This window comes from Stenotrophomonas sp. YJH_SMC_94-11 (genome assembly GCF_059370435.1).
This window is the reverse complement of record NZ_JCAFTR010000004.1, coordinates 27905-47414: the sequence shown is the minus strand read 5'-3', so window position 1 is coordinate 47414 and position 19510 is coordinate 27905. Positions and strand designations below refer to the sequence as shown.

General features: G+C 67.9%; 19 protein-coding genes. 6 read left to right on the top strand and 13 right to left on the bottom strand.

Annotated features, from left to right (window positions below; all coding sequences use genetic code 11):
- Positions 1–6: 6 nt before the first annotated feature.
- On the top strand, positions 7–1494 hold the full coding sequence (locus AC5P74_RS09065; protein WP_346607287.1) for a DUF6384 family protein: 1488 nt from the start codon (positions 7–9) through the stop codon (positions 1492–1494).
- 16 nt (positions 1495–1510) lie between these two features.
- Positions 1511–2950, top strand: coding sequence for a coiled-coil domain-containing protein (locus AC5P74_RS09060; protein ID WP_346607288.1), 1440 nt, complete (start codon positions 1511–1513; stop codon positions 2948–2950).
- On the opposite strand, the gene AC5P74_RS09055 is transcribed toward AC5P74_RS09060, so the two are convergent.
- Both AC5P74_RS09055 and AC5P74_RS09050 read right to left on the bottom strand, forming a co-directional pair.
- The gene (locus AC5P74_RS09055) at positions 2947–4125 is read right to left on the bottom strand and encodes a low temperature requirement protein A (RefSeq protein ID WP_346607289.1); all 1179 of its coding nucleotides are present in this window, start codon (positions 4123–4125) and stop codon (positions 2947–2949) included. The two genes, AC5P74_RS09060 and AC5P74_RS09055, sit on opposite strands and share 4 nt — an antisense overlap.
- Positions 4126–4134: 9 nt before the next feature.
- Positions 4135–4401, bottom strand: coding sequence for a hypothetical protein (locus AC5P74_RS09050; RefSeq protein WP_005416705.1), 267 nt, complete (start codon positions 4399–4401; stop codon positions 4135–4137).
- Between the two features lie 203 nt (positions 4402–4604).
- Between AC5P74_RS09050 and blaL1 the strand changes: the two genes are divergently transcribed.
- Positions 4605–5474, top strand: coding sequence for a L1 family subclass B3 metallo-beta-lactamase (gene blaL1 / locus AC5P74_RS09045; protein WP_053498889.1), 870 nt, complete (start codon positions 4605–4607; stop codon positions 5472–5474).
- Positions 5475–5590: 116 nt separating this feature from the next.
- On the opposite strand, the gene AC5P74_RS09040 is transcribed toward blaL1, so the two are convergent.
- Entirely contained in the window at positions 5591–6130 is a 540-nt protein-coding gene (locus AC5P74_RS09040; RefSeq protein ID WP_080375090.1) for a DUF411 domain-containing protein, read from the bottom strand.
- Positions 6131–6611: 481 nt separating this feature from the next.
- Positions 6612–8897: an FdhF/YdeP family oxidoreductase gene (locus AC5P74_RS09035; RefSeq protein ID WP_346608047.1), complete on the bottom strand. Its 2286-nt coding sequence runs from the start codon at positions 8895–8897 to the stop codon at positions 6612–6614.
- Between the two features lie 244 nt (positions 8898–9141).
- On the opposite strand from AC5P74_RS09035, the gene fdhD reads away from it, so the two are divergent.
- Positions 9142–9999 carry a formate dehydrogenase accessory sulfurtransferase FdhD gene (gene fdhD, locus AC5P74_RS09030; RefSeq protein ID WP_329842173.1) on the top strand — a complete coding sequence of 286 codons (858 nt, stop codon included), beginning with the start codon at positions 9142–9144 and terminating at the stop codon, positions 9997–9999.
- Between the two features lie 345 nt (positions 10000–10344).
- A complete protein-coding gene (locus tag AC5P74_RS09025; RefSeq protein ID WP_070489603.1) occupies positions 10345–11124 on the top strand; it encodes a TraB/GumN family protein in 780 nt (259 codons plus the stop codon).
- A 56-nt stretch (positions 11125–11180) separates the two neighbouring features.
- On the opposite strand, the gene AC5P74_RS09020 is transcribed toward AC5P74_RS09025, so the two are convergent.
- Positions 11181–11717 carry a carboxymuconolactone decarboxylase family protein gene (locus AC5P74_RS09020; RefSeq protein WP_053498885.1) on the bottom strand — a complete coding sequence of 179 codons (537 nt, stop codon included), beginning with the start codon at positions 11715–11717 and terminating at the stop codon, positions 11181–11183.
- A gap of 106 nt (positions 11718–11823) precedes the next feature.
- Here AC5P74_RS09020 and AC5P74_RS09015 point away from each other — a divergent pair, with 106 nt between their 5' ends.
- Positions 11824–12705 carry an AraC family transcriptional regulator gene (locus tag AC5P74_RS09015; protein WP_253135614.1) on the top strand — a complete coding sequence of 294 codons (882 nt, stop codon included), beginning with the start codon at positions 11824–11826 and terminating at the stop codon, positions 12703–12705.
- 173 nt (positions 12706–12878) lie between these two features.
- Here the strand turns inward: AC5P74_RS09015 and AC5P74_RS09010 are convergent, their stop codons facing one another.
- The 8 genes from AC5P74_RS09010 to AC5P74_RS08975 all read right to left on the bottom strand — a co-directional run bounded on the left by AC5P74_RS09010 (position 12879) and on the right by AC5P74_RS08975 (position 19509).
- The gene (locus tag AC5P74_RS09010) at positions 12879–13436 is read right to left on the bottom strand and encodes a TetR/AcrR family transcriptional regulator (protein ID WP_188247510.1); all 558 of its coding nucleotides are present in this window, start codon (positions 13434–13436) and stop codon (positions 12879–12881) included.
- A gap of 4 nt (positions 13437–13440) precedes the next feature.
- Positions 13441–14973, bottom strand: coding sequence for an MFS transporter (locus AC5P74_RS09005; protein WP_346608048.1), 1533 nt, complete (start codon positions 14971–14973; stop codon positions 13441–13443).
- A gap of 154 nt (positions 14974–15127) precedes the next feature.
- Positions 15128–15874: a hypothetical protein gene (locus AC5P74_RS09000; RefSeq protein WP_206620331.1), complete on the bottom strand. Its 747-nt coding sequence runs from the start codon at positions 15872–15874 to the stop codon at positions 15128–15130.
- Positions 15874–16494, bottom strand: coding sequence for a DUF3299 domain-containing protein (locus tag AC5P74_RS08995; protein ID WP_032954192.1), 621 nt, complete (start codon positions 16492–16494; stop codon positions 15874–15876). The genes AC5P74_RS09000 and AC5P74_RS08995 overlap by 1 nt, the downstream gene beginning before the upstream one ends.
- A complete protein-coding gene (locus AC5P74_RS08990; protein ID WP_346608049.1) occupies positions 16484–17035 on the bottom strand; it encodes a DUF3299 domain-containing protein in 552 nt (183 codons plus the stop codon). Before AC5P74_RS08990 ends, AC5P74_RS08995 begins: the two co-directional genes overlap by 11 nt.
- 2 nt (positions 17036–17037) lie before the next feature.
- Positions 17038–18291 carry an ABC transporter permease gene (locus AC5P74_RS08985; RefSeq protein ID WP_053498873.1) on the bottom strand — a complete coding sequence of 418 codons (1254 nt, stop codon included), beginning with the start codon at positions 18289–18291 and terminating at the stop codon, positions 17038–17040.
- Positions 18284–18979, bottom strand: coding sequence for an ATP-binding cassette domain-containing protein (locus tag AC5P74_RS08980; RefSeq protein WP_053498871.1), 696 nt, complete (start codon positions 18977–18979; stop codon positions 18284–18286). The genes AC5P74_RS08985 and AC5P74_RS08980 overlap by 8 nt, the downstream gene beginning before the upstream one ends.
- A complete protein-coding gene (locus AC5P74_RS08975; RefSeq protein WP_053498869.1) occupies positions 18976–19509 on the bottom strand; it encodes a ZrgA family zinc uptake protein in 534 nt (177 codons plus the stop codon). The genes AC5P74_RS08980 and AC5P74_RS08975 overlap by 4 nt, the downstream gene beginning before the upstream one ends.
- Between the last annotated feature and the right edge of the window lies 1 nt (position 19510).

Genomic DNA, 19510 nt, shown 5'->3' with positions numbered 1-19510 from the left:
GCGAGGATGGCCCCTGCCGAGCTGCAGGATGCGCTGCTGACCATGGATGTGGTCGACCAGCTGCGTTACCGCAATGCCGAAATGAAGGCGCTGGCCGACAGCGGCCATGACAAGGCGACGCTGAAGCAGCGCCTGCTTGAGCTGTACCGCTCGCAGGGCATCGAGGTCTCCGACGAGATCCTCGAAGCCGGCATCCAGGCCCAGCGTGAGCAGCGCTACCTCTACACCGCGCCGCGAGGCTGGAAGGCCTGGCTGGCGCGGCGCTGGATCGACCGCAGCCGGCTGCTGAAATGGGCGCTGATGGTAGCCCTGGTGCTGCTGATGCTCGGTGTCCTGCTGGTGATGGCGCGCAGCTTCGGCGCGTTCGTGCACGAGAGCAACGTGCAGAAGAACGTGCAGGTGCTGAACGACAAGGTGGCCGCACAGCAACAGGAGGCTGCCGCAGCGCGCGCCCTGCTGGCTGCACAGGAACAGGCCCTGCAGGGACTGCTGCCACGTGCCACCGCCAGCGGCGAGCGCCTGCAGCCGCTGACCGAGGGCGCACAGGCCGCGCTGGTCGAGGCACAGCGGCGCTTTGCCGAGGTTCCCGCCGCACTGGCCGCGCAGCCGACCCTTGTGCGCAAGGACAAGCTCACCCGGCTCAGCAGCGGTGGCAGCGCCACCGGCCAGCAGGCGGCCGCGCAGGTGGAGCAGCATCGGCTGGCAGCGGCGCAACTGCTGGCGCAGGCCAAGGACACCCTGCCTCCGCTGACCGAGCGGCTGAACACCCTCGGCCAGGCGATCAAGGCCAGCGAGCTGCTGGACACCACCAACGCCGCTGCAAAGGCAGCACGCCTGGCGCCGGATGCCGAGCAGGTGCGCGCACGCGCCTACACCGGCGGCGATGTCGCACTGCGCGCAGGCGATATCGCCGCGGCCGGTCAGGCGGTAGCAACCCTGAAGGACCTGATCGGCAGCGCCGACAAACTGGCCGCGCTCAACGAGCGCCTGGCCCAGCTCAAGGCCGATGGCCTCGCCACCGGTGTCGCCGGCGAAGACCGCAAGCGCTTCGAGCGTGCACTGGAGCAGGCCGCCCGCCTGATCCGGGTCGAGACGCTGTCCGAAGCCGGGCCGGCCCTGGACGAGGTCAGCCAGCTGGTGGGGTTGCTGTCGCAGACCCTGGTCTACCGCATCGTCAACCGTGACGATGAACGCACCGGCGTCTGGCGCTACAACGAAAAGGCCAATGGTGGCCGCAACTACTACCTGGTGACCGAAGCGCTGGACGAGGCCGGCAACGCTGTCGAACTGCCGATCCGCAACGAGGAAACCGGCAAGGAGGAACGGGTCTCGGTGTTTGCCGTACGTGTGCCCGAGGCCACCTACAGCCGCGTTGCCGCCGACAAGCAGGACAACGGCATCATCGAAGACGACCAGATCGGCAGCAAGCCGCGCGGCAGCCTGTCGCCGCGGTTCCGCATGCCCGCCACCGGTGGCTACATCACCCAATGGTGATGGGTAAGGAACTGACATGAGAGACCTGAACGACGCGATTGCCGATGTCGAAACCGATATCGGCCAGGTGCAGGCACAACTGGCCGCGCGTGGCGACCAGTGCCGGGAGCTGATCAAGGAACAGGAGGCGCTGCACGGACGGGTCCGCGACGACTTCAACGCCCTGGCCCGCCTGCAGGCCGAGGCCGCCGCCGATGCGCCGCCGATGCTGGCCCGGGACCTGCTGCAGCAGTCCAGCGCCGATCTGCAGCGCCGTGACCGCAAAGCGGCGGTGCTGGCCGAGGAGCTGCAGGCGCTGCTGGACATCGAGCAGTCCCTGCAGCAGCGATCGCAGGAGGCCATTGCCGCACGCGACGCCGCCGGTGGACGCTGGCAGGCCCTGCAGGACCAGGTGGACACCACGCTGGAAGCGGAACCCACCTACAGGGTGCTGCAGGACGACCTGCAGCTGGCTGTTGCACGCGCCGACACGGTGGAGCGCATGACCGCCTCCGCGCAGTCGGAGCATGACGCCAAGGCCGGCGCCTACCAGGCCGACCCGATCTTCATGTACCTGCACCGGCGCAACTACGGCAGCACGGCGTACCGCGGCTGGCCGCTGGTGCGCACCGTCGATGGCTGGCTGGCCGGGCTGTGCGGCTTCGACCGTGCCCGTCGCGAGTACGCCACGCTGGTCGAGCTTCCGCCCTATCTGCAGGAACATGCCGGACGCGCCCGCGACGACGTGGAGGCCGCCCGCCAGCCGGTTCAGCAGGCCCGCGATGCCGCCCTCGCCCGCGCCGGTGGCGACCCGCTGCGCCAGCAGCTGCAGACGGCACAGAGCGCAGTGGCGCAGGCACTGTTGGCCGAGCAGCTGCATCGGCAGACCGTGGATGCCAAGCAGGCACAGATCGATGGCTTCCGCAGCTGGACCGATGCCGAAGGCGGTGCCCTGCTCACCGCGCTGGCGCGCACACTGTCGGCCAAGAGCATGGACGACCTGTACGGCCGCGTCGCCGCCACAGCGTCCGGCGAGGACGATGCCGTGCTTGAACGTATCCATGGCAATCGCCTGCGCCTGGACGAGATCGACGGCATGGTGGCTGAGCACACCCGTGAAATGGCCGTGCTGAAGAAGCGCCTGGACAGCCTGCAGGCCGCGCGCAGGAGCTACCAGGCAGCAGCAGACATCGAACGCCAGGCCTACGAGGCGCCGAGCTACCGGTCCGCAGCCCCGGCCACCGTCGCCGCATCCTTCTTCAGCACCCCCCGCAGCCAAAGCACCACCCGCTCCTCTGGCAGCCTGTTCGACCTGCTTTCGGGCGGTTCCAGCAGTTCCAGCTCGAGGTCAAGCTCGCGTTCGAGTTCCAGCTCGAGCTCCGGTTCCAGTTCCAGTTCCAGTTCCAGCGGCGGCAGCTTCCACAGCGGCGGCGGCATCAGCGGTGGCGGTGGCTTCAAGACCGGCGGCGGGTTCTAGCCCGGCAGCGGCCGGGTGCGCCGCTTCAGCCGCGCATCCAGCACGCCCACGCCCAGCAGCACCAGGCTGGTCAGCCATCCGGCGGCCAGCAGGTGCATCCAGGGCAACACCAGGCCCAGCACCAGCAGCGCCGCCGCGCCCAGCAGGTGCGAGCGCGGCGCGCGTCCATAGACCACGCGCTTGTACAGGGCGCTGCCCAGCAGGTAGATCAGCGGGCCCGCCACCATCACGGTGGCGTACACCGTGGTGACCGCCGCCGCCGGGTGGTCCATGACCAGATCGTTGCCCACCGCGGTGGCGATGATGCCGGCGATCAGCAATGCATGCACGTAGTGGAAGTTGGCGCCCATCCGCCCGGGGTCTTCGGCGTGGGTGATGGCCTCTGTGGCATCGCGGCTGGAGATGCCGAAGTACAGCCACCACATGGCAATCGTGCCGGCGAAGGTGGCCAACACCGCTGAAACCACTTCCAGGCTCCAATGCTCGACGTCGCTGAGCACGCCCCCGGTTGCCAGCAACGTCTCGCCCAGTGCGACGATGACGAACAGCTGGCAGCGTTCGGCCAGGTGTCCGCCCTCAATGGTCCAGTCGCGGGTGTGCGAACGGCCCATGCCCGGGAACGCGAAGCCGAACATCGGCGAGATGTATTCGCAGGCCACCGCCACCGCCCACAATGCCAGGCGGAGGTTGCCCTCAGCCGCCGCGCCGGCCAGCCAGAAGCAGGCCGACACGCTGACCCAGGCCAGCATGCGGCGGAAGTTCGGTGCCAACGGATGGCTCCGGCCAACCTCCAGCAGCACGAACGCGGTGCGTCCGACCTGCATCGTGGCGTACGCCCCGGCGAAGATCCACGCGCGATCGGCAAACGCCACGGGAATGGACGAGGACATCAACAACGCCAGCAGCATGGTGGCGAACAGCAGGCCGCGGATGCGCGGCGCCTCCGGGTCGAACCAGTTGCTGACCCAGCACGCGTACTGCCAGCCGAGCCAGACCGCGAACCACAGCACCAGGGTCTGCAGCACGCCAGCCAGGTCCAGGTGGTGCAACAGATGGTGGCTGAGCTGGGTAACCGCGAAAACGTAAACCAGATCGAAGAACAGTTCTTCGTAGGTCACGCGGGCATGGTGGCCGTCGCGGTGGCGCAGCGCGGGCAAGCGCAGTCGGGTACGCATGGAACTCCTTCAGCGCGCCAGGCGCCAGTATAGGAAACCGGCCAGCAGCGCCGGCGCGGCAAACACCAGCAACAGGATCGGCAACTCCTCGCGTACCGCGTAACCGGCCTTGCTGACCCCCACCCACATGTTGGCCACGGCCACCAGCAGCCAGGTAGCGATGAAGGCGATCAGCGCCGTGGGCAGCTGCGAGGTGCCCACGCTCCAGAGACGGCCAAACAGCAGGAACACGCCCAGCAGGAGCACGCCGCCGAGCATCACCATGAGCACATGCATGGTCCACCTCCTTGAGCCTGGGAACAGGCTAGCCCCGGCCGATCGTGCGCAACAGCCCGTGCAGATGGATTCACAGTCCAGAGCAAGCGAACAATCCCGGCATCGGCTGCGGCGAACCTTATGGCAGCCATGAGTTATTCGCGAAACGGGCCGTCCAGGGTACGTGCTAGCTTCATCCGACCCTATCCAGACCCCTCTCCGCCATGCGCCGTTGCCTGACGACCCTTGCCCTGACTGCCACACTTGCCTTTGATGTCACTGCCGCCGACTCACCGCTGCCACAGCTGCAGGCCTACACCGTAGACCCATCCTGGCTGCAGCCGATGGCGCCGCTGCAGATTGCCGACCATACCTGGCAGATCGGCACTGAGGACCTGACCGCGCTCCTGGTGCAGACCGCCGACGGCGCGGTGCTGCTCGACGGCGGCATGCCGCAGATGGCCAGCCACCTCATCAGCAACATGAAGGTGCGCGACGTGGCGCCGCAGGACCTGCGCTTGATCCTGCTCAGCCATGCGCATGCCGACCATGCGGGCCCGGTGGCAGAACTGAAGCGCCGTACCGGTGCGATGGTGGTAGCCAACGCCGAATCAGCGGTGCTGCTGGCGCGCGGCGGCAGCAACGACCTGCACTTTGGCGACAGCATCACCTTTCCGCCGGCCAGCACCGACCGCATCATCATGGATGGCGAAGTGGTCACGGTGGGTGGCATCGCGTTCACCGCACACTTCATGCCGGGGCACACCCCGGGCAGCACCGCCTGGACCTGGACTGATACCCGCGATGGCAAGCCGGTGCGCATCGCCTACGCCGACAGCCTGAGTGCGCCGGGCTACCAGCTGCAGGGCAACGCCCGCTATCCCCACCTGGTCGAGGACTACCGGCGCAGCTTCGCTACGGTGCGCGGCCTGCCCTGCGACCTGTTGCTGACCCCGCATCCGGGCGCCAGCAACTGGAACTATGCCGCTGGCAGCAAGGCCAGCGACAAGGCACTGAACTGCAAGGCCTACGCGGATGCGGCCGAGAAGAAGTTCGACGCACAGTTGGCCAAGGAAACGGCCGCAGCACGCTGATCCCGTAGAGCCGAGCCCATGCTCGGCTTGCCGGCCAAACACAGCCGAGCGTGGGCTCGGCTCTACACAGGATGCGTCGAAGAGTGCCGGTCAGAACGACCGGCACCCGCCGTCCATCAGCCACCCTGTCCGTGCTGGGCGAACGGCTCGGTACTGCCGTCGGTGCGCACCAGCTCGACGGTATACGGCTGCACGTAGCCATCCGGCATTTCCATGCCCGGCGAACCGGCCGGCATGCCGGGCAGCACCAGCCCGCGCGCGGCCGGGCGTTCGGCCAGCAGGCGCTTGATGTCCTCGGCCGGAATGTGGCCCTCGACCACATACCCGCCGATCTCGGCGGTATGGCAGGACGCCTTGCCGACCGGCACGCCCAGGCGAACCTTGATCGGGTTCATGTCGTCGGTGTCATGCACCTCCACCTGGAAGCCGGCGGCCTTCAGGTGGTCGACCCAGATGCCACAGCAGCCGCAGCTGGCGGTCTTGTGCACGATGGCCACCGGCAAGGCCGGATCGACCTTGGCCGGGCTGGCCTGGATCGGTGCCACCGGTGCTGCGCTGGCGATCGGTGCGGCGGCGGATTCTTCGGCGGCACGTGCACAGGCGGTCGTGGCCAACACGGTACCCAGCAGCAGGCCGAGGGAGAGAGTACGGTTCATTGCGTGATTCCTTTGCAGAGGCGGGCAACGCGGCCCGTCGCCCGCGCATCGAAGGCACAGGCAGCGTCGAGAAAAGTCGAGCAGCTACGGCAGGCGCTTGAGGCCTGCAGGGAATCACGCGATAGGGGGCCGCAATGGGTCCGGCATCGGCGGCGGTGCGCGTTGCCGGGTACTGGCGGCTACCGGCGCCTCGCGCCACGGCGAGGCGGGCATACCGCTCAACGTGGCCAGCATGCCAAGGCAGGCCGGCGGGCATTCACACTCACCACCCTGGCAGGCCGCCGGGGCCGCATCATCGCAGCAGCCGGCTGCCGCCATGCCGGCCGAGTGCGGTGCAGCGCAGTGATCCTGATTGGCCGACCCGCTGTACGAAGATGAGGCAAGCGCGAGCGCCGGTGCATTCAGCACCAGGGCGACAAGCAGCATCCATCGCAGCAGCAGGCCAGGCAGGTTCACCCGCCGATGATAGCCGATGCGCGTGTCACGCAATCGCCGCCACCATCGCGCTCATCCGCACCGGGATCGACTTGGCCGCTGGCGTACCGCTGATGCGGTCGTAGTAGTCCAGCGGCAACAACGGGTTCAGTTCCGGGTAGTAACCGGCCAGCGCGCCGCGCGGCATCGGGTAGTCCAGTACGGTCAGGCCCTCGATGCGCCGCTGCACGCCATCGCGGCTGATCGTCTCCAGGCTGACCAGCGCCTCCTTCTCCAGCCCGCGCGCCAGCCGGTCCTCGATGTTCATGAACAGCACCATGCGATCGTTGTACACGCCGCGATAGCGATCGTTGTAGCTGTAGATCGTGGTGTTGTACTGGTCGTGCGAGCGCACGGTGGCCAACCGCAACATGTCCGGATCGTGCACCGGATCGTCGACGTCCAGGCCGGGTATCACCAGGATGTTGGCCTTGCCATTGGGCGTGGGCCACACGCGGCGGCGCGGCGGAATGTCCAGATGGAAACCGTGCGGCTGCTGGATGCGCTCGTTGAAGCCGGTGTAGATCTCCGGGTACACGGCAGCGATCAGTTCGCGAATAGGTGCATAGTCGTGCATGCAGCGCGCCCAGTCGACCTTGCTGTGCGGCAGCGCAGCCATCGCCATGCGGCAGACGATCTCGACCTCGGGCAGCACCTCCGTGCTGACCGGTTCGAGCACGCCGCGCGAGGCGGTCACGTTCGACATCGCGTCTTCGATGGTGACGAACTGCTCGCCGGCCGGCGTGACGATGCGCTCCGAGCGCGCCACTACCGGCAGGATCAGCGCATCGCGGCCATGAACCAGATGACCTCGATTGAGCTTGGTGGCGATGCCCACGGTCAGGTCCAGCCCACGCATCGCTTCATACGCGCGAGGCGTATCGGGCACCGCATGGATGAAGTTGCCCCCCAGGCCGATGAACACCTTGGCGCTGCCGTCCAGCATCGCCTCGATGGACTCGACCACATGGTGGCCATGCTCACGCGGCGGATCGAAGCCGAACACCTGCTGCACGCGGTCCAGGTAGGCCGGCTTGGGCTTCTCGTCGATGCCGACGGTGCGGTCGCCCTGCACATTGGAATGACCACGGATCGGCCCTATGCCAGCACCGGGCTTGCCGAAGTTGCCGCGCAGCATCAGCAGGTTGGCGACCTGCTGCAGCAGGCGCGAGCCGTACTGATGCTGGGTCAGGCCCATGCCGTAGCAGATCACGGTGGCCTTGGAGCGGATGTAGATCTCCGCACAGCGGCGTATCTGCGCCTGCGAGATGCCGGATACCTGCACGATCTGGTCCCAGTCCTGCGCCAGCACATCCTCGCGCAGCGCCTCCAGGCCCACTGTGTGTTCTGACAGGAAATCATGGTCGAGCACGCGCTCGCCCTGCGCCTCGCGCTCGAACATCACCTTCATCATGCCCTTGATCAGGGCCAGGTCGCCGCCGATGCGGATGTGCACGAACTCGCTGGTGATCTCGGTCGAACCGAACGTGGCCATCTGCACCACGTCCTGCGGCTCGGCAAAGCGGATCAGCGCGCGCTCGGGCATCGGATTGACCGCCACGATCGGGATGCCGCGTTTGCGCGCATCGACCAGGTTGCTCATCATCCGCGGTGAATTGGTGCCGGTGTTCTGGCCGATCACGAAGATCGCCTCGGCATGCTCGAAATCCTGCAGCACGATGGTGCCCTTGCCCACCCCGATGGCCGGCGGCAGCCCGCGGCTGGTCGGCTCGTGGCACATGTTCGAGCAGTCCGGGAAGTTGTTGGTACCAAACTCGCGCACGAAGATTGAATACAGGAACGCCGCTTCGTTGGGCGTGCGCCCGGAGGTGTAGAACTCGGCCTGGTGTGGGCTGTCCAGCGCCTGCAGGTGGCGACCGATCAGTGCAAAGGCATCGTCCCAGCTGCACGGCACATAGTGGTCGGTGGCTGCGTCGTAGCGCATCGGCTCGGTCAGCCGGCCCTGCATCTCCAACCAGTAGTCGGTCTGCGCCATCAGCTCCGTGACGGTGTGCCGGGCGAACAACTCGCGGCCGGCCCGGAACTCCGTAGCCTCCCAGGCCAGTGCCTTCGCGCCGTTCTCGCAGAACTCCAGCTTCCTGCGTTCGTCGGCATCGGGGAACGCGCAGCTGGGGCACTTGAAGCCACCGGGCTGGTTCATCGCCAGCAGCGCCTTCGACCCCTTGCCGATCACACTCTGCTGCAGCAGCACCTTGGCGGTGGCACCGGCGGCACCCCAGCCTCCGGCAGGCTGGTTGTAGGGCTTGTAACGCGGCGGTTTCTGCTCGGACATGTTCGGGAACCTTACGGAAGGAACGCAGCAACAATCGGCACAACGCGGTCCGGCGGCGCAGTCAATGGCACGACCAGCCGCACAGTCAAGCACGGCCTGCGCGGCTTCGCCAGAGGGTACAGGCGGTTTTCAGCACAACCTGCCATGGCAACGGTTACCGCCGCGTCTGCGCGCGACCACTGCGCTATCCTCGAAACCGCAGGCGGTGGCCCGCCCGCGTTTCTCCCTTGTCCGGACGCGCTGCATGCCTGATTCGATCCCGCCGCACACCCCACCTGCCGGCACCGCCCAACGCCCGCTGCAGCGCTGGCGCAACGAGGGGCAACAGCAGCAGGTCGATGTGGTGGCCGAAGAAGTGCCGGTGGCGCTGCGCTACAACGGCGCCGCCTTTGCGGTGATGATGGCCACACCGTGCGACCTGGAAGACTTCGCGCTCGGTTTCTCGCTCAGCGAAGGCCTGATCGACACCCCCTCGCAGCTGCTGTCGATCGAGATCCGCCCGCAGCTGGAAGGCATCGAATTGCAGATGACCGTGGCTGAGGAGGCACCCGGTGCCGACCTGGACCCGTCCAATGGACGCCTGCTGCCCGGTCGTGGTGGCTGTGGCCTGTGCGGCACGCGCCAGCTGGAAGAAGTGCTGCGCCCACTGCCGCAGATCCGCGAGCGACGCAGCTACTCGCCCGCCGCTCTGCAGCGCGCGCTGGCCACGCTGACGCAGCACCAGCCGATGAATGCGGCAAGCGGCTCCACCCACGCCGCGGCCTGGGCCGATGCCAGTGGACGCATCGGCTGGGTGCGGGAGGATGTCGGACGCCACAATGCACTGGACAAGCTGATCGGTGCGCTGCACCACAACGAACACGCCATCGAAGGCGGCCTGCTGGTGATTTCCAGCCGGGCCAGCTACGAAATGGTCAGCAAGGCGGTGCGCGCCGGTGCCAGCATACTGGCTGCAGTGTCAGCACCGACCGCGCTGGCGATCGACCTGGCCCGCAGTGCCGGCCTGTGCCTGGTCGGGTTCGCGCGGGAGAGCGGGTTCAATGTGTATACCCATCCCGAGCGCTTGCAGGTGACGGAGAACGACAGCGGTACGGAAGGGTAGCGCCCACGCGAGGGGCGCGCAGGCACGGCCAGCGATGTCGTCGTTGTCCGATAGCCGGCATCCGCTGTGATGCCCAGCATCGGCTACACCAACCGAGGCCCCTCCCCTGCAGGAATTCCCATGACGGCTGCCCGCCCAACCCGTTCACTGCTGTCCGTGTCGCTTGACGTTTCCGTCCATCGCACGGTGAGGACAGTATCTGTGTCGCCCAGGAACAGCGGTGCGGGCAGGACGGACACCCTTCCCGCACCTACGATCCGCGCAGAAGGTCCTGCACTCTGGCTCGCGCAGCGTGCGGATGCACGCCTGTGGCTCCTCCCTGTCCCTGCTGCGCTTCCCGGCGCGATGCCATCGCAGCTGGGCGACGCGGGACGCATTGCGTCGGCGGCGAACACGCTTCTGGCACGACCGAAGGTCGACATCAGCGGCGCATGGCAAGGCTCTGGGCTGCGCGCGCTGACCCGGCTGCGCCGGGTGGTGGCGGATGCCTCGATCGTTCACCGCATCGCGGACGGCCGCACGCTGCGCGATCTTCTCCCCGCCGAGGCCCATGCCGAATGGCAGGCGGCAGTGGAGCACAGCGGAATCGCGTCTGTCGGGCTGGAACACCTGCGTCCCTTTTTCGCGCTCAAGGTACTGCGCAAGGCCATCATGGCCCGCCACGGCCTGGAATCGCCGAAGGTGTTCTGCAAGGAGCTGCGCCGGACCAGCCATGCAGCCGGAGGCCGCTACCATGTGCCACGCGCTGAGTTGACCATCGACATTCCGTTGAATGGCGACAGTGCCCCGGCACACGCTGTACTCGATGACACCACCCGGTTTGCGGCACAGGTGCAGCGACTGCGCCAGCTGCCGCGGATCGCCGTCGCGCAGGCCCAGGCCTGGGCACAGGGCGATGCCGTTGCCATGTACGGGGACGACACGAGTGGCGACACGCCGGCGGACACGCCCGCCGCTGCGCTCGCGCTGGACGCATTGCGGCTGGATGCCTGGCTCAATGCGGTGGACGCCGCGACCGGGGACGCATCCACCACGCTTGCAGTACTGGATATTGAGGACGCGTTCGACGGGAGTGGCTACATCAAAGGCCTGCGCGAACGTGGATTCACCTTCCAGCCCGCCTAGCCGCCGAGCTGGATGCCGAGGTCCGGGCAGCACTCGGCCACCCGGACAAATCGCACTCAGCGCAGCGCGACCTTCGGGAAGTCCACCGGCACGTCGAACGCCACGTTGACGTAGTTGGTGAACAGGTTGAGCGCCACATGGGCGAGGATCTCGACGATCTGCTCATCGTCAAAGCCGGCCGCACGCAGCGCCTGCACATCGCCCTCGGCGATCTGCGCACGCTGCTCGACCACTTTCAGCGCGAAATCCAGGGCGGCGGCAGTAGCCGGGTCACTGGACTGACCGATCTGTGCAGCGGCCATCTGCTCGCTGCTGGCACCAGCCTTGCGGCCCAGCGCGGTGTGTGCAGCCAGGCAATACTCGCAGGCATTTCGGTTGGCAATGGCCACGGCGATCTGCTCGCCCAGCAGCGGCGACAGGCGACCGCCGCCCAGCGCGCCGAACGAACCCCACATGCTCTGCAGGGCGGCTGGCGAGTTGGCCACGGCGCGGAACATGGCGGGGGTGGCGCCGAAGGCAGCGTGCACCTGACCCAGCAGGGCCTGGCGGTCGGCGGTGGTGTTGGCGGCATCGATCAGGGGGACACGGGACATGGTGGATCTCCTTGGGAAAGCGCCCGGGATTGGACGACCCGCTCATCCTAGGTAGACTCGCTGGACGCTTCAGGCGCAATCAGCCACACATGTTGTCCATTCATCCATGAGCACGCCCGCCGCCGCCCCTGCGCCAGATCGACTCTCCTGCCTGCTGGAACGCTTCCGGGTGCAGGCGGCGCTGTTCCACAGTGGCCCGCTGTGCGGGCAGCATGTCTTCGAGCCGCAGCCCGGTCGTGCGTTCCTGCACATCCTGCGCCAGGGTGAAATGGAAGTCCGCCATCCCGACGGCGATATCGCGCTGCCCCGGCTGAAGATCGACACACCCAGCCTGCTGCTGTACCCGCAGCCGCTGCACCATGTGTTCTTCAACGCGCCGCTGGATGGCCCGGATTTCACCTGCGCCACGCTGGATTTCGATGGCGGTGCGCGCAATCCGATCGTGCAGTCGCTGCCACCGGTGATGGTAGTGCCGCTGGCGGCCATCGGCGAACTGGATGACACCCTGCAGCTGCTGTTTGCCGAGGCCGATCGCCAGCGCTGCGGTTCACGGCTGCTGACCAATCGCCTGTTCGAGGTGGCGCTGATCCAGATCCTGCGCTGGGTGGTCGACCACCCGGATGCAGCGGGTGTCAGTCATGGACTGATGCGCGGGCTGTCCGACGCGAGGCTGGCACGCACGCTGGTGGCGATGCACCAGGCACCGCAGGACGAATGGACGCTGCCCCGGATGGCCGCGACCGCCGGCATGTCGCGCAGCGCATTCGCGGCAGTGTTCAAGGAGGTGATGCAGGCGACGCCGGCCGCTTATCTGCTGGACTGGCGGCTGAGCCTGGCCTGCGCGCAGCTGCGGGCCGGCGTGGCGGTCAAGCAGGTAGCGGTCGAGGTAGGGTTTGCCGATACCGCGTCGTTGTCGAAGGCGTTCCGCAAGCGGTTGGGGGCGTCGCCCAGGGCCTGGTTGGCCGCGAGCGCCGCCCAGGCTGGGTAAAGGGTGAGAGATAGAGTCGACTATCGCGCGAAGCGCGGGGTTTTCGCTGTCTGATTGGAGAGCAGTCGACCCACAGTCGGCTCTACCAAAAGCGGCATTTTCATGGCCTGACCGAAGGCAGCCGACCAGCGGTCGGCTCTACCACGGGCAATGTCTGCGCGCCGACCGGCCGCTCAACTGGACGTGCCGTCAGACTTCGCCAGCAGCCCGGCGATGCGCTCGGCCACCTGGGCGCGCACGCCTTCATCCAGCTGCCCTTCGTACATCGCCTCGTAGATCCACAGGCCATCAGCGGCCAGCCGTGCTACGAAATTGTCGAGCGCGGCCGGGTCATTCAGCCCGGCCGACGGCGGCAACGGCGCCCAGCGGCGTACCGCCGGGCCCCACGGGCGCTCATCGGCGTCCGGGTCGGCCGATTCGAGCATGAACATCAGCTCGGCACGGGTAGCGCTCTGCGCCGAGACGCGCACGAAGGTCTGGTAACGCTCCAGCGCCGAGGCTTCGTCCGCACGCTTGCCCAGCAGCGTTTCCATCGACGACTCCCAGGCCTGCACCAGGTGCTCGTCGATGCCGCGCAGCAGCGCCTCGCGCGACGGGAAGTGGTAGAGCAGGCCGCCACGGGTCAGCTTGGCCTCGGCCGCCACCGACTCGAAGGTCACCGCACGCACGCCGTCACGATTGATCACGTTGACGGCGGCGTCGAGGATGCGATCGCGCTTGCTGGTTCTCATCGCGTCATTTTACGCGATCGGCCGCGCCCTCGCGGCTGCCGACGCGGCCGCGCAGCAGGCGCGCCAGGATCGTCGCGCCCAGCGCCAGCACCGCCGTGATCACCAGCAGCACGATCTGGTAGCCACGGTCATACGCCGCCGCAGCCAATGCGAACCACTCGCCCTGCCCGCTCTCGCGCGCGGCATGCAGCGCCTGGGTGAAACCCTCGCGGGCCAGCGCCGGCATATCGGCCGAGACCGGCAGGAACGCGCTGTACATCGCGGCGCTCAGGCTGCCCAGCGTCGCCACCGCCAGCAGGCCGCCGAACTCATAGGACACCTCTTCCACTGACGAGGCCATGCCCGCGCGGTGTGCCGGCACATTGTTGAGGATGGCGGTGGACGCCACCGAGATGGCCGAGCCCATGCCGAAGCCGGTGATCGCCATGCCCGCGACCACCCAACCGAGGCCGTGCGGGAAGCCGAAGGCCACCACGCCCACACCCATCGCACCCGCAGCCAGGCCGCCACAGATCAGCGGGCGCAGGCCCACCCGGTGCAGGATGCTGCCGCCCAGCAGCGCACTGGGCAGGCTGCCCAGCGCCGCCACCGACACCAGCAGGCCCGCCTGCAGCGGCGTAAAGCCTGCCACCAGCTGGAAGCGCTGGGTGGTGACCAGCTGCAGGCCGGCCATCGCGAACAGGGTGAACACCGCCGACAGCGTGCCAGCCAGGAATGCCGGATTGCGAAAGATCGCGAAGTCCAGCAGCGGGTACGGCAACTGCTGCTGGCGGCGTGCGAACGCCGCACCGCTGATGACGGCCAACAGCAGCGCGCCTGCGCCCAGCGCATACGACGGCGGCGTAGCGATCAGCGACTTGATCGCCAGCACCAGGCCGGACAGTGCAGCCAGAGCCAGCAGCGACGAAACCAGGTCCCACGGCCGCGAGGTGTCGCGCTGGCCTTCCGGTGCCAGCAGCAGCGTGGCCACCAGCGCCAGCACCACCACCGGCACGTTGATCAGGAATACCGAGCCCCACCAGAAGTGCTGCAGCAGCCAGCCGCCGATGATCGGGCCGAGCGCCGCACCGACGATGGCCACCGAACCCCAGATCGCGATGGCGATGTTGCGTTCGCGCTCTTCGTGGAAGCTCAGGCCGATCAGCGCCAGCGTGGCCGGCATCATCGCGGCCGCGCCGACCGCCAGGAACGCGCGTGCGGCAATCAGCTGCGCTGCAGTGTCGGCGAACGCCGCCGCCAGCGAGGCCACGCCGAACACCACCAGGCCGATCAGGAACATGCGGCGGTGGCCGATGCGGTCGCCCAGCGTGCCCGCGCCCAGCAGCAAGCCGGCCATCACCAGTGGATACGCATTGATGATCCACAGCGCCTGGCCGGCACTGGCAGAGAGTTCCTCGGTCAGCGTCGGCAGTGCCGTGTACAGCACCGAGTTGTCGAGCGTGACCAGCAGCAGGCCGGCGGCGACGGTGAACAACAGTGCCCAGCGACGGGCACGCGACAGGGCCGGCGCACCGGCCAAGGGCTGGGACAAAGCCATGGGAGAACCTGATCGGGGGGTGGAATACGGCCATAACTATACAGGATGTCCTGTATAGTTATGATCTTCGAAGTCCACCGATTCAGCTTTTGTAGAGGCGGGCTTGCTCGACTGCGCCGCCAGCCAGGCATGGCCTGGCTCTACTGATGAACGTTTACCGGCAGTCTTCGGGCAGCGCGGCAATCGCCGATACCACCGCCGCCTGCATGCCCTTCCCCACGGCCATGTCCAGTTCCCCGCCAGTTCCCCCATGCTGGCGCCGCAGCTCGTCCTCGCACAGGCCGCGCACGCGCGCACGGGCATTCGCGCGCAGGCTGCTGCACCGCCAGTCGGTGCCACCGAGCGGCAGCACCGAATACACCACGCTGTTACAGGCATTGCCGGCGCGCTGCTGCAGCGACAGTCCACCAAAATCCCGCGGTTCGCTGCTGCGTTGCGGGTCGAAGTAGCTGTCCGGAAACATGCGCGCATACTGTTCGATGTCCACGGCCATGCTGCGCCCACCGGCCAACGGCATCTGCAGCGGCTGCCCGCACGGCGTCGCATCGGCGCGATGCTGGATGTACTGGTAGATCGGCCGGTCCAGCGATGGGTCCTGCTGGGTCACCGCGCTGACTGCCGCCAGCACCGGCAGCGATGCACGATTGGCCATGCGCGCCAGCAGCCCCGCCTGCGCCGGCTGGCAGCGGTCGCGCAATGTTGCTGCAAGCAGGAAGAGCACGTCGTTGCGAAACGCGGGGTCATCACCCAGGCGCTGTTCGATGCGTTGGCTGGCGTCGGACGAAGGCGCCGGAAACGCGACCGCCGGTGGCGCGATGGGGGCGCGCTGCCGCTGCCACCACACCCGCAGCACGACTGCGCCCAGCAGCACCCCGGCAGCCATGATCCAGCGCCGCGGCATCAGTTGTGGATCGCCGTCAGCGTGGCTGCCGCAGCATCGTAGGACGCGCTGGCGATATCCGCGTCGAAACGCTTCACCTGCAGGCGGCCGGCAAGCCGGTACGGATCCCACAGATCGCCCAGCGCGATCGGCGTGGCCAGGGTCACGTGGATGATCTGGTTCGGTGGTGGTGGCGGCACGTGGATGCACGCGCCATAGAACGGTACGAACAGCAGTTCATCCACCAATCCTGCATCGTTGGTGCCGAGCGGCACCACGTAGCCATCCAGATCGACCGCGCGACCGTCGACGGCGTCGACCACGCGCGAGGAGCCGAACTGCTTGGCGCGGTCCGGGCTGGAATGGTCGATCTCCTGCCCCGGCGGCGTGCCGGAGCCGGTGTCGTCGATCAGTCCGCCCACGCCATCCATGCCACCGCGTGACAGGCCGATCTGCGGCGGCGGGCGCTGGTAGGTGACTTCATCGGGCCGCAACGCATCCCAACGGTTGATCGCGGCAGCGTCCGTAGCGACTGCAGCCGGTGTGTCCTTCGGCGTGACCGCCACGGCATCGCCGCCCGGCGACGTACAGCCCGCCAGCCACAGGCATCCCAGCACCAGCAACAAGGGGCTACGGTTCATAAGGCCTCAGCTGTGCATCGCGCATGGTGTAGGCGGAGCCGGCCAGATCGTCATCCAGCCGTTCGGCACGCAGGGTGCCGGCCAGGAAGAATGGCGAGTACATGTCCGGCATCGCGATGGGGCGTGGCAGCACCACGTGCACGATCTGGTTCGGCGGCGGGGGTGGCACGTGGATGCAGGCGCCGTAGTACGGCACGAACAGGAATTCAGTCAGCCGCCCGTCCTGCGCGTTGGCCAGCGGTACCACGTAACCCGGCAGGCGAACCGGTCGCTGCAGCACCGTATCCACCGTACGGAACGTACCGAACTGCGGCATGCGCCGGTTGCCGTTGTGCTCGACCTCCGGGCCCTCGCCCCGCTCCAGCGCGGCCAGCTCGTCCTTCGGCATCATCTGCAACCAATCCAGTTCCTGCTCTGCCGCATCCGCAGCGTCAGCGCGGTCGACAACCGGCGAGGGTGGCAAGGCCTGCACACCGGTATCCACCGGCCGCTCGCAGGCGGCCAGGGCCAACACCATCGGCAGCGACAGCGTCCAGCGCATGCTCAGCCTCCCGGCGACAGGCCATCGGCCAGCGTGCGCCGGTAGGCCAGCAACGCCGGCACCAGCCCGGCCACAGCGCTGATCGCCAGCACGCCTGCCACCCAGGCCAGCTCGCGGCCGTCCGGCCAGACATGGGTGATCGACAGGCCAAAGTTGGCCAGCGCCCAGCCGCGCCCGGCAATGCTGGCGGCCACCAGAAGCACCAGCGCCAGCGCGCAGGCCACCGCGCTGGTCGCCACCGCCTCCACCACCAGCAGGGCAGCGATGTAACCCGGCCGTGCCCCGGTGGCACGCAGGATCGCCATCTCGCGCCGCCGCTCCTGCAGGGTCGAGACCAGCAGCGCCACCAGCGAGACCATGCCGAGTGCCACCACCATCGCGCTGATCAGCTGCAGCGCCCGTTCGGCCATCCCCAGCGACTGCCACAACTGCTGCAGCGTGACGCCGGGCAGGATCGCCAGCATCGCCTCGTCCGGATACTCGTTGATCCTGCGCTGCACCGAAAACGTGGCGATGCGCGAGTTCAGGCCGAGCATGAAGGCGGTGATGCTGGTCGGGGTCAGATCCAGATGACGCGCCTGCTCGGCGCTGACGCTCTGGCTGCGCAGCTGCACGCCCGAACGCCAGTCGGCATGGATCGCCTCGATCGCTGCCAACGAGACCAGCAGCGACGAGTCGACCGGCGTGCCGGTTTGCTGCAGGATGCCGGCGACACGGAATGGCTTGTCGGCATGCGTGGCCAGGGTGACCGCGCCGGTGCCATGCGCCAGCACGATCTGGTCACCGAGACCAACCTTCTGTGCCTGTGCCACCTCGGCACCGATCACCACGTCATACAGGTCATCGAACGGCCGTCCGCTCGCAAACGCAAGCGCGTGCCCGGCGCCGTAGCGGTAGTGCTCGAAATAGCCATCGCTGGTACCGACCACGCGGTAGCCGCGCCAGGAATCGCCCAGCGAAAGCGGCACCGCCCACTTCACCTGCGGCAACGCGGACAGCGCCTGGTAGGACTGCCAGGACACGTTGTTGGTCGGGTCGCCGATATGGAACACCGAGTACAGCAGCAGGTTCACCGGCCCCGAACGCGCACCGACGATCAGATCGGTGCCCGACACCGTGCTGGCGAAGCCTTCGTGCGCCTGCGTGCGCACGCGTTCGACGCCCAGCAGCAGCACCACGCTGAGGGTGATGACCAGCACGGTCAGGCCCACGCTCAACGCGCGGCTGCGCAGGCTGGTCCAGGCAAGCTCAAGCATGGCCGGCACCTGCCTGGTTGATCTGGGACAGGGCAATCGTGCGGTCGAACAACGGCTGCAGGCTGTCGTCGTGGCTGACCACCAGCACCGTAGTGCCGGCCGCCTGGCACTGCGCCGACATCAGCTTCAGGAACGCGGTGGCCGCGTCGCGGTCGAGCGCCGAGGTCGGCTCATCGGCCAGCAGCAACGCCGGGCGGCCGATCAGGGCGCGTGCCGCCGCCACGCGCTGCTGCTGGCCGACACTCAGCGTACCCGCGCGCCGCTGCATCAGCGCCGGGTCCAGCTGCAGAGCCTGCAGCAGGCGCGCGATCTCGGCATCCAGCGGGCCGCTGATGCGCGCGCTGCGCAGGCGCGAGAAGCGCAGGCCCAGCGCGATGTTGTCGCGCACGCTGAGAAACGGCAGCAGGTTGAACTGCTGGAAGATCACGCCAAGGTGATCGGCGCGGAAGCGGTCCCGCGCAGCACCACGCATCGCCTGCAGCCCGTGGCCCACAACTTCGATGCGGCCCTTGCCGGGCAGCAGCACGCCCGCCAGCAGGCCCAGCAGCGTGCTCTTGCCACCGCCACTGATCCCGCGCAGCAGCACGCTGCTGCCCTGCTCGATCCACAGCCGCGGCACATCCAGCACCAGGCGCGGGCCGTAGCCGAACTGCACGCCCTCCAGCGCGATCACCGGTCGCATGCTCACGGCGCCAGCACCACGCGCAGATTGTCCGCGGTCAACACGCTGCGGTTCTGGCCGTGCGCGGTGGCGCTGTTGACGATCACTTCATGCAGGCCCGGGAATAGCACGGGCAAGCGCACGACGATGGCGCGCAACTCGGCCGGCTTGGCGCACTGGTACCGCAGCGTTGCGCTGAACCCCGCGTGCCGATGCTGACCTGATGGCGGTGCTGCAGCCGTCGCATCGAATCCCTCGGCCTTGGCATCGTTGCCTGAAAGGCGGCAGCCCGCGGCGGTGGGCAGGGCGACCCAGCTGCCGCCCTTCAGCACTGTCGTAGCCCGTGTCAGCGCGGACTGCTCGGCCGCATTGGCCGGCGGCCGCTCGAAATCGAGGATACCGATGCCAGGGGCCTGCAGGGCGAATTCCAGCGTCTGCTGGTCAAGCGCAACATCGACGGTGGCCTGGCCGTGCACGTGCGGTGCGTGCTGGCGGATATCGTGGGCCTGCGCGGCGCTGGCGGCCAGCAGCAGGAAAAGAGCAGCAGAAAGCTTCATG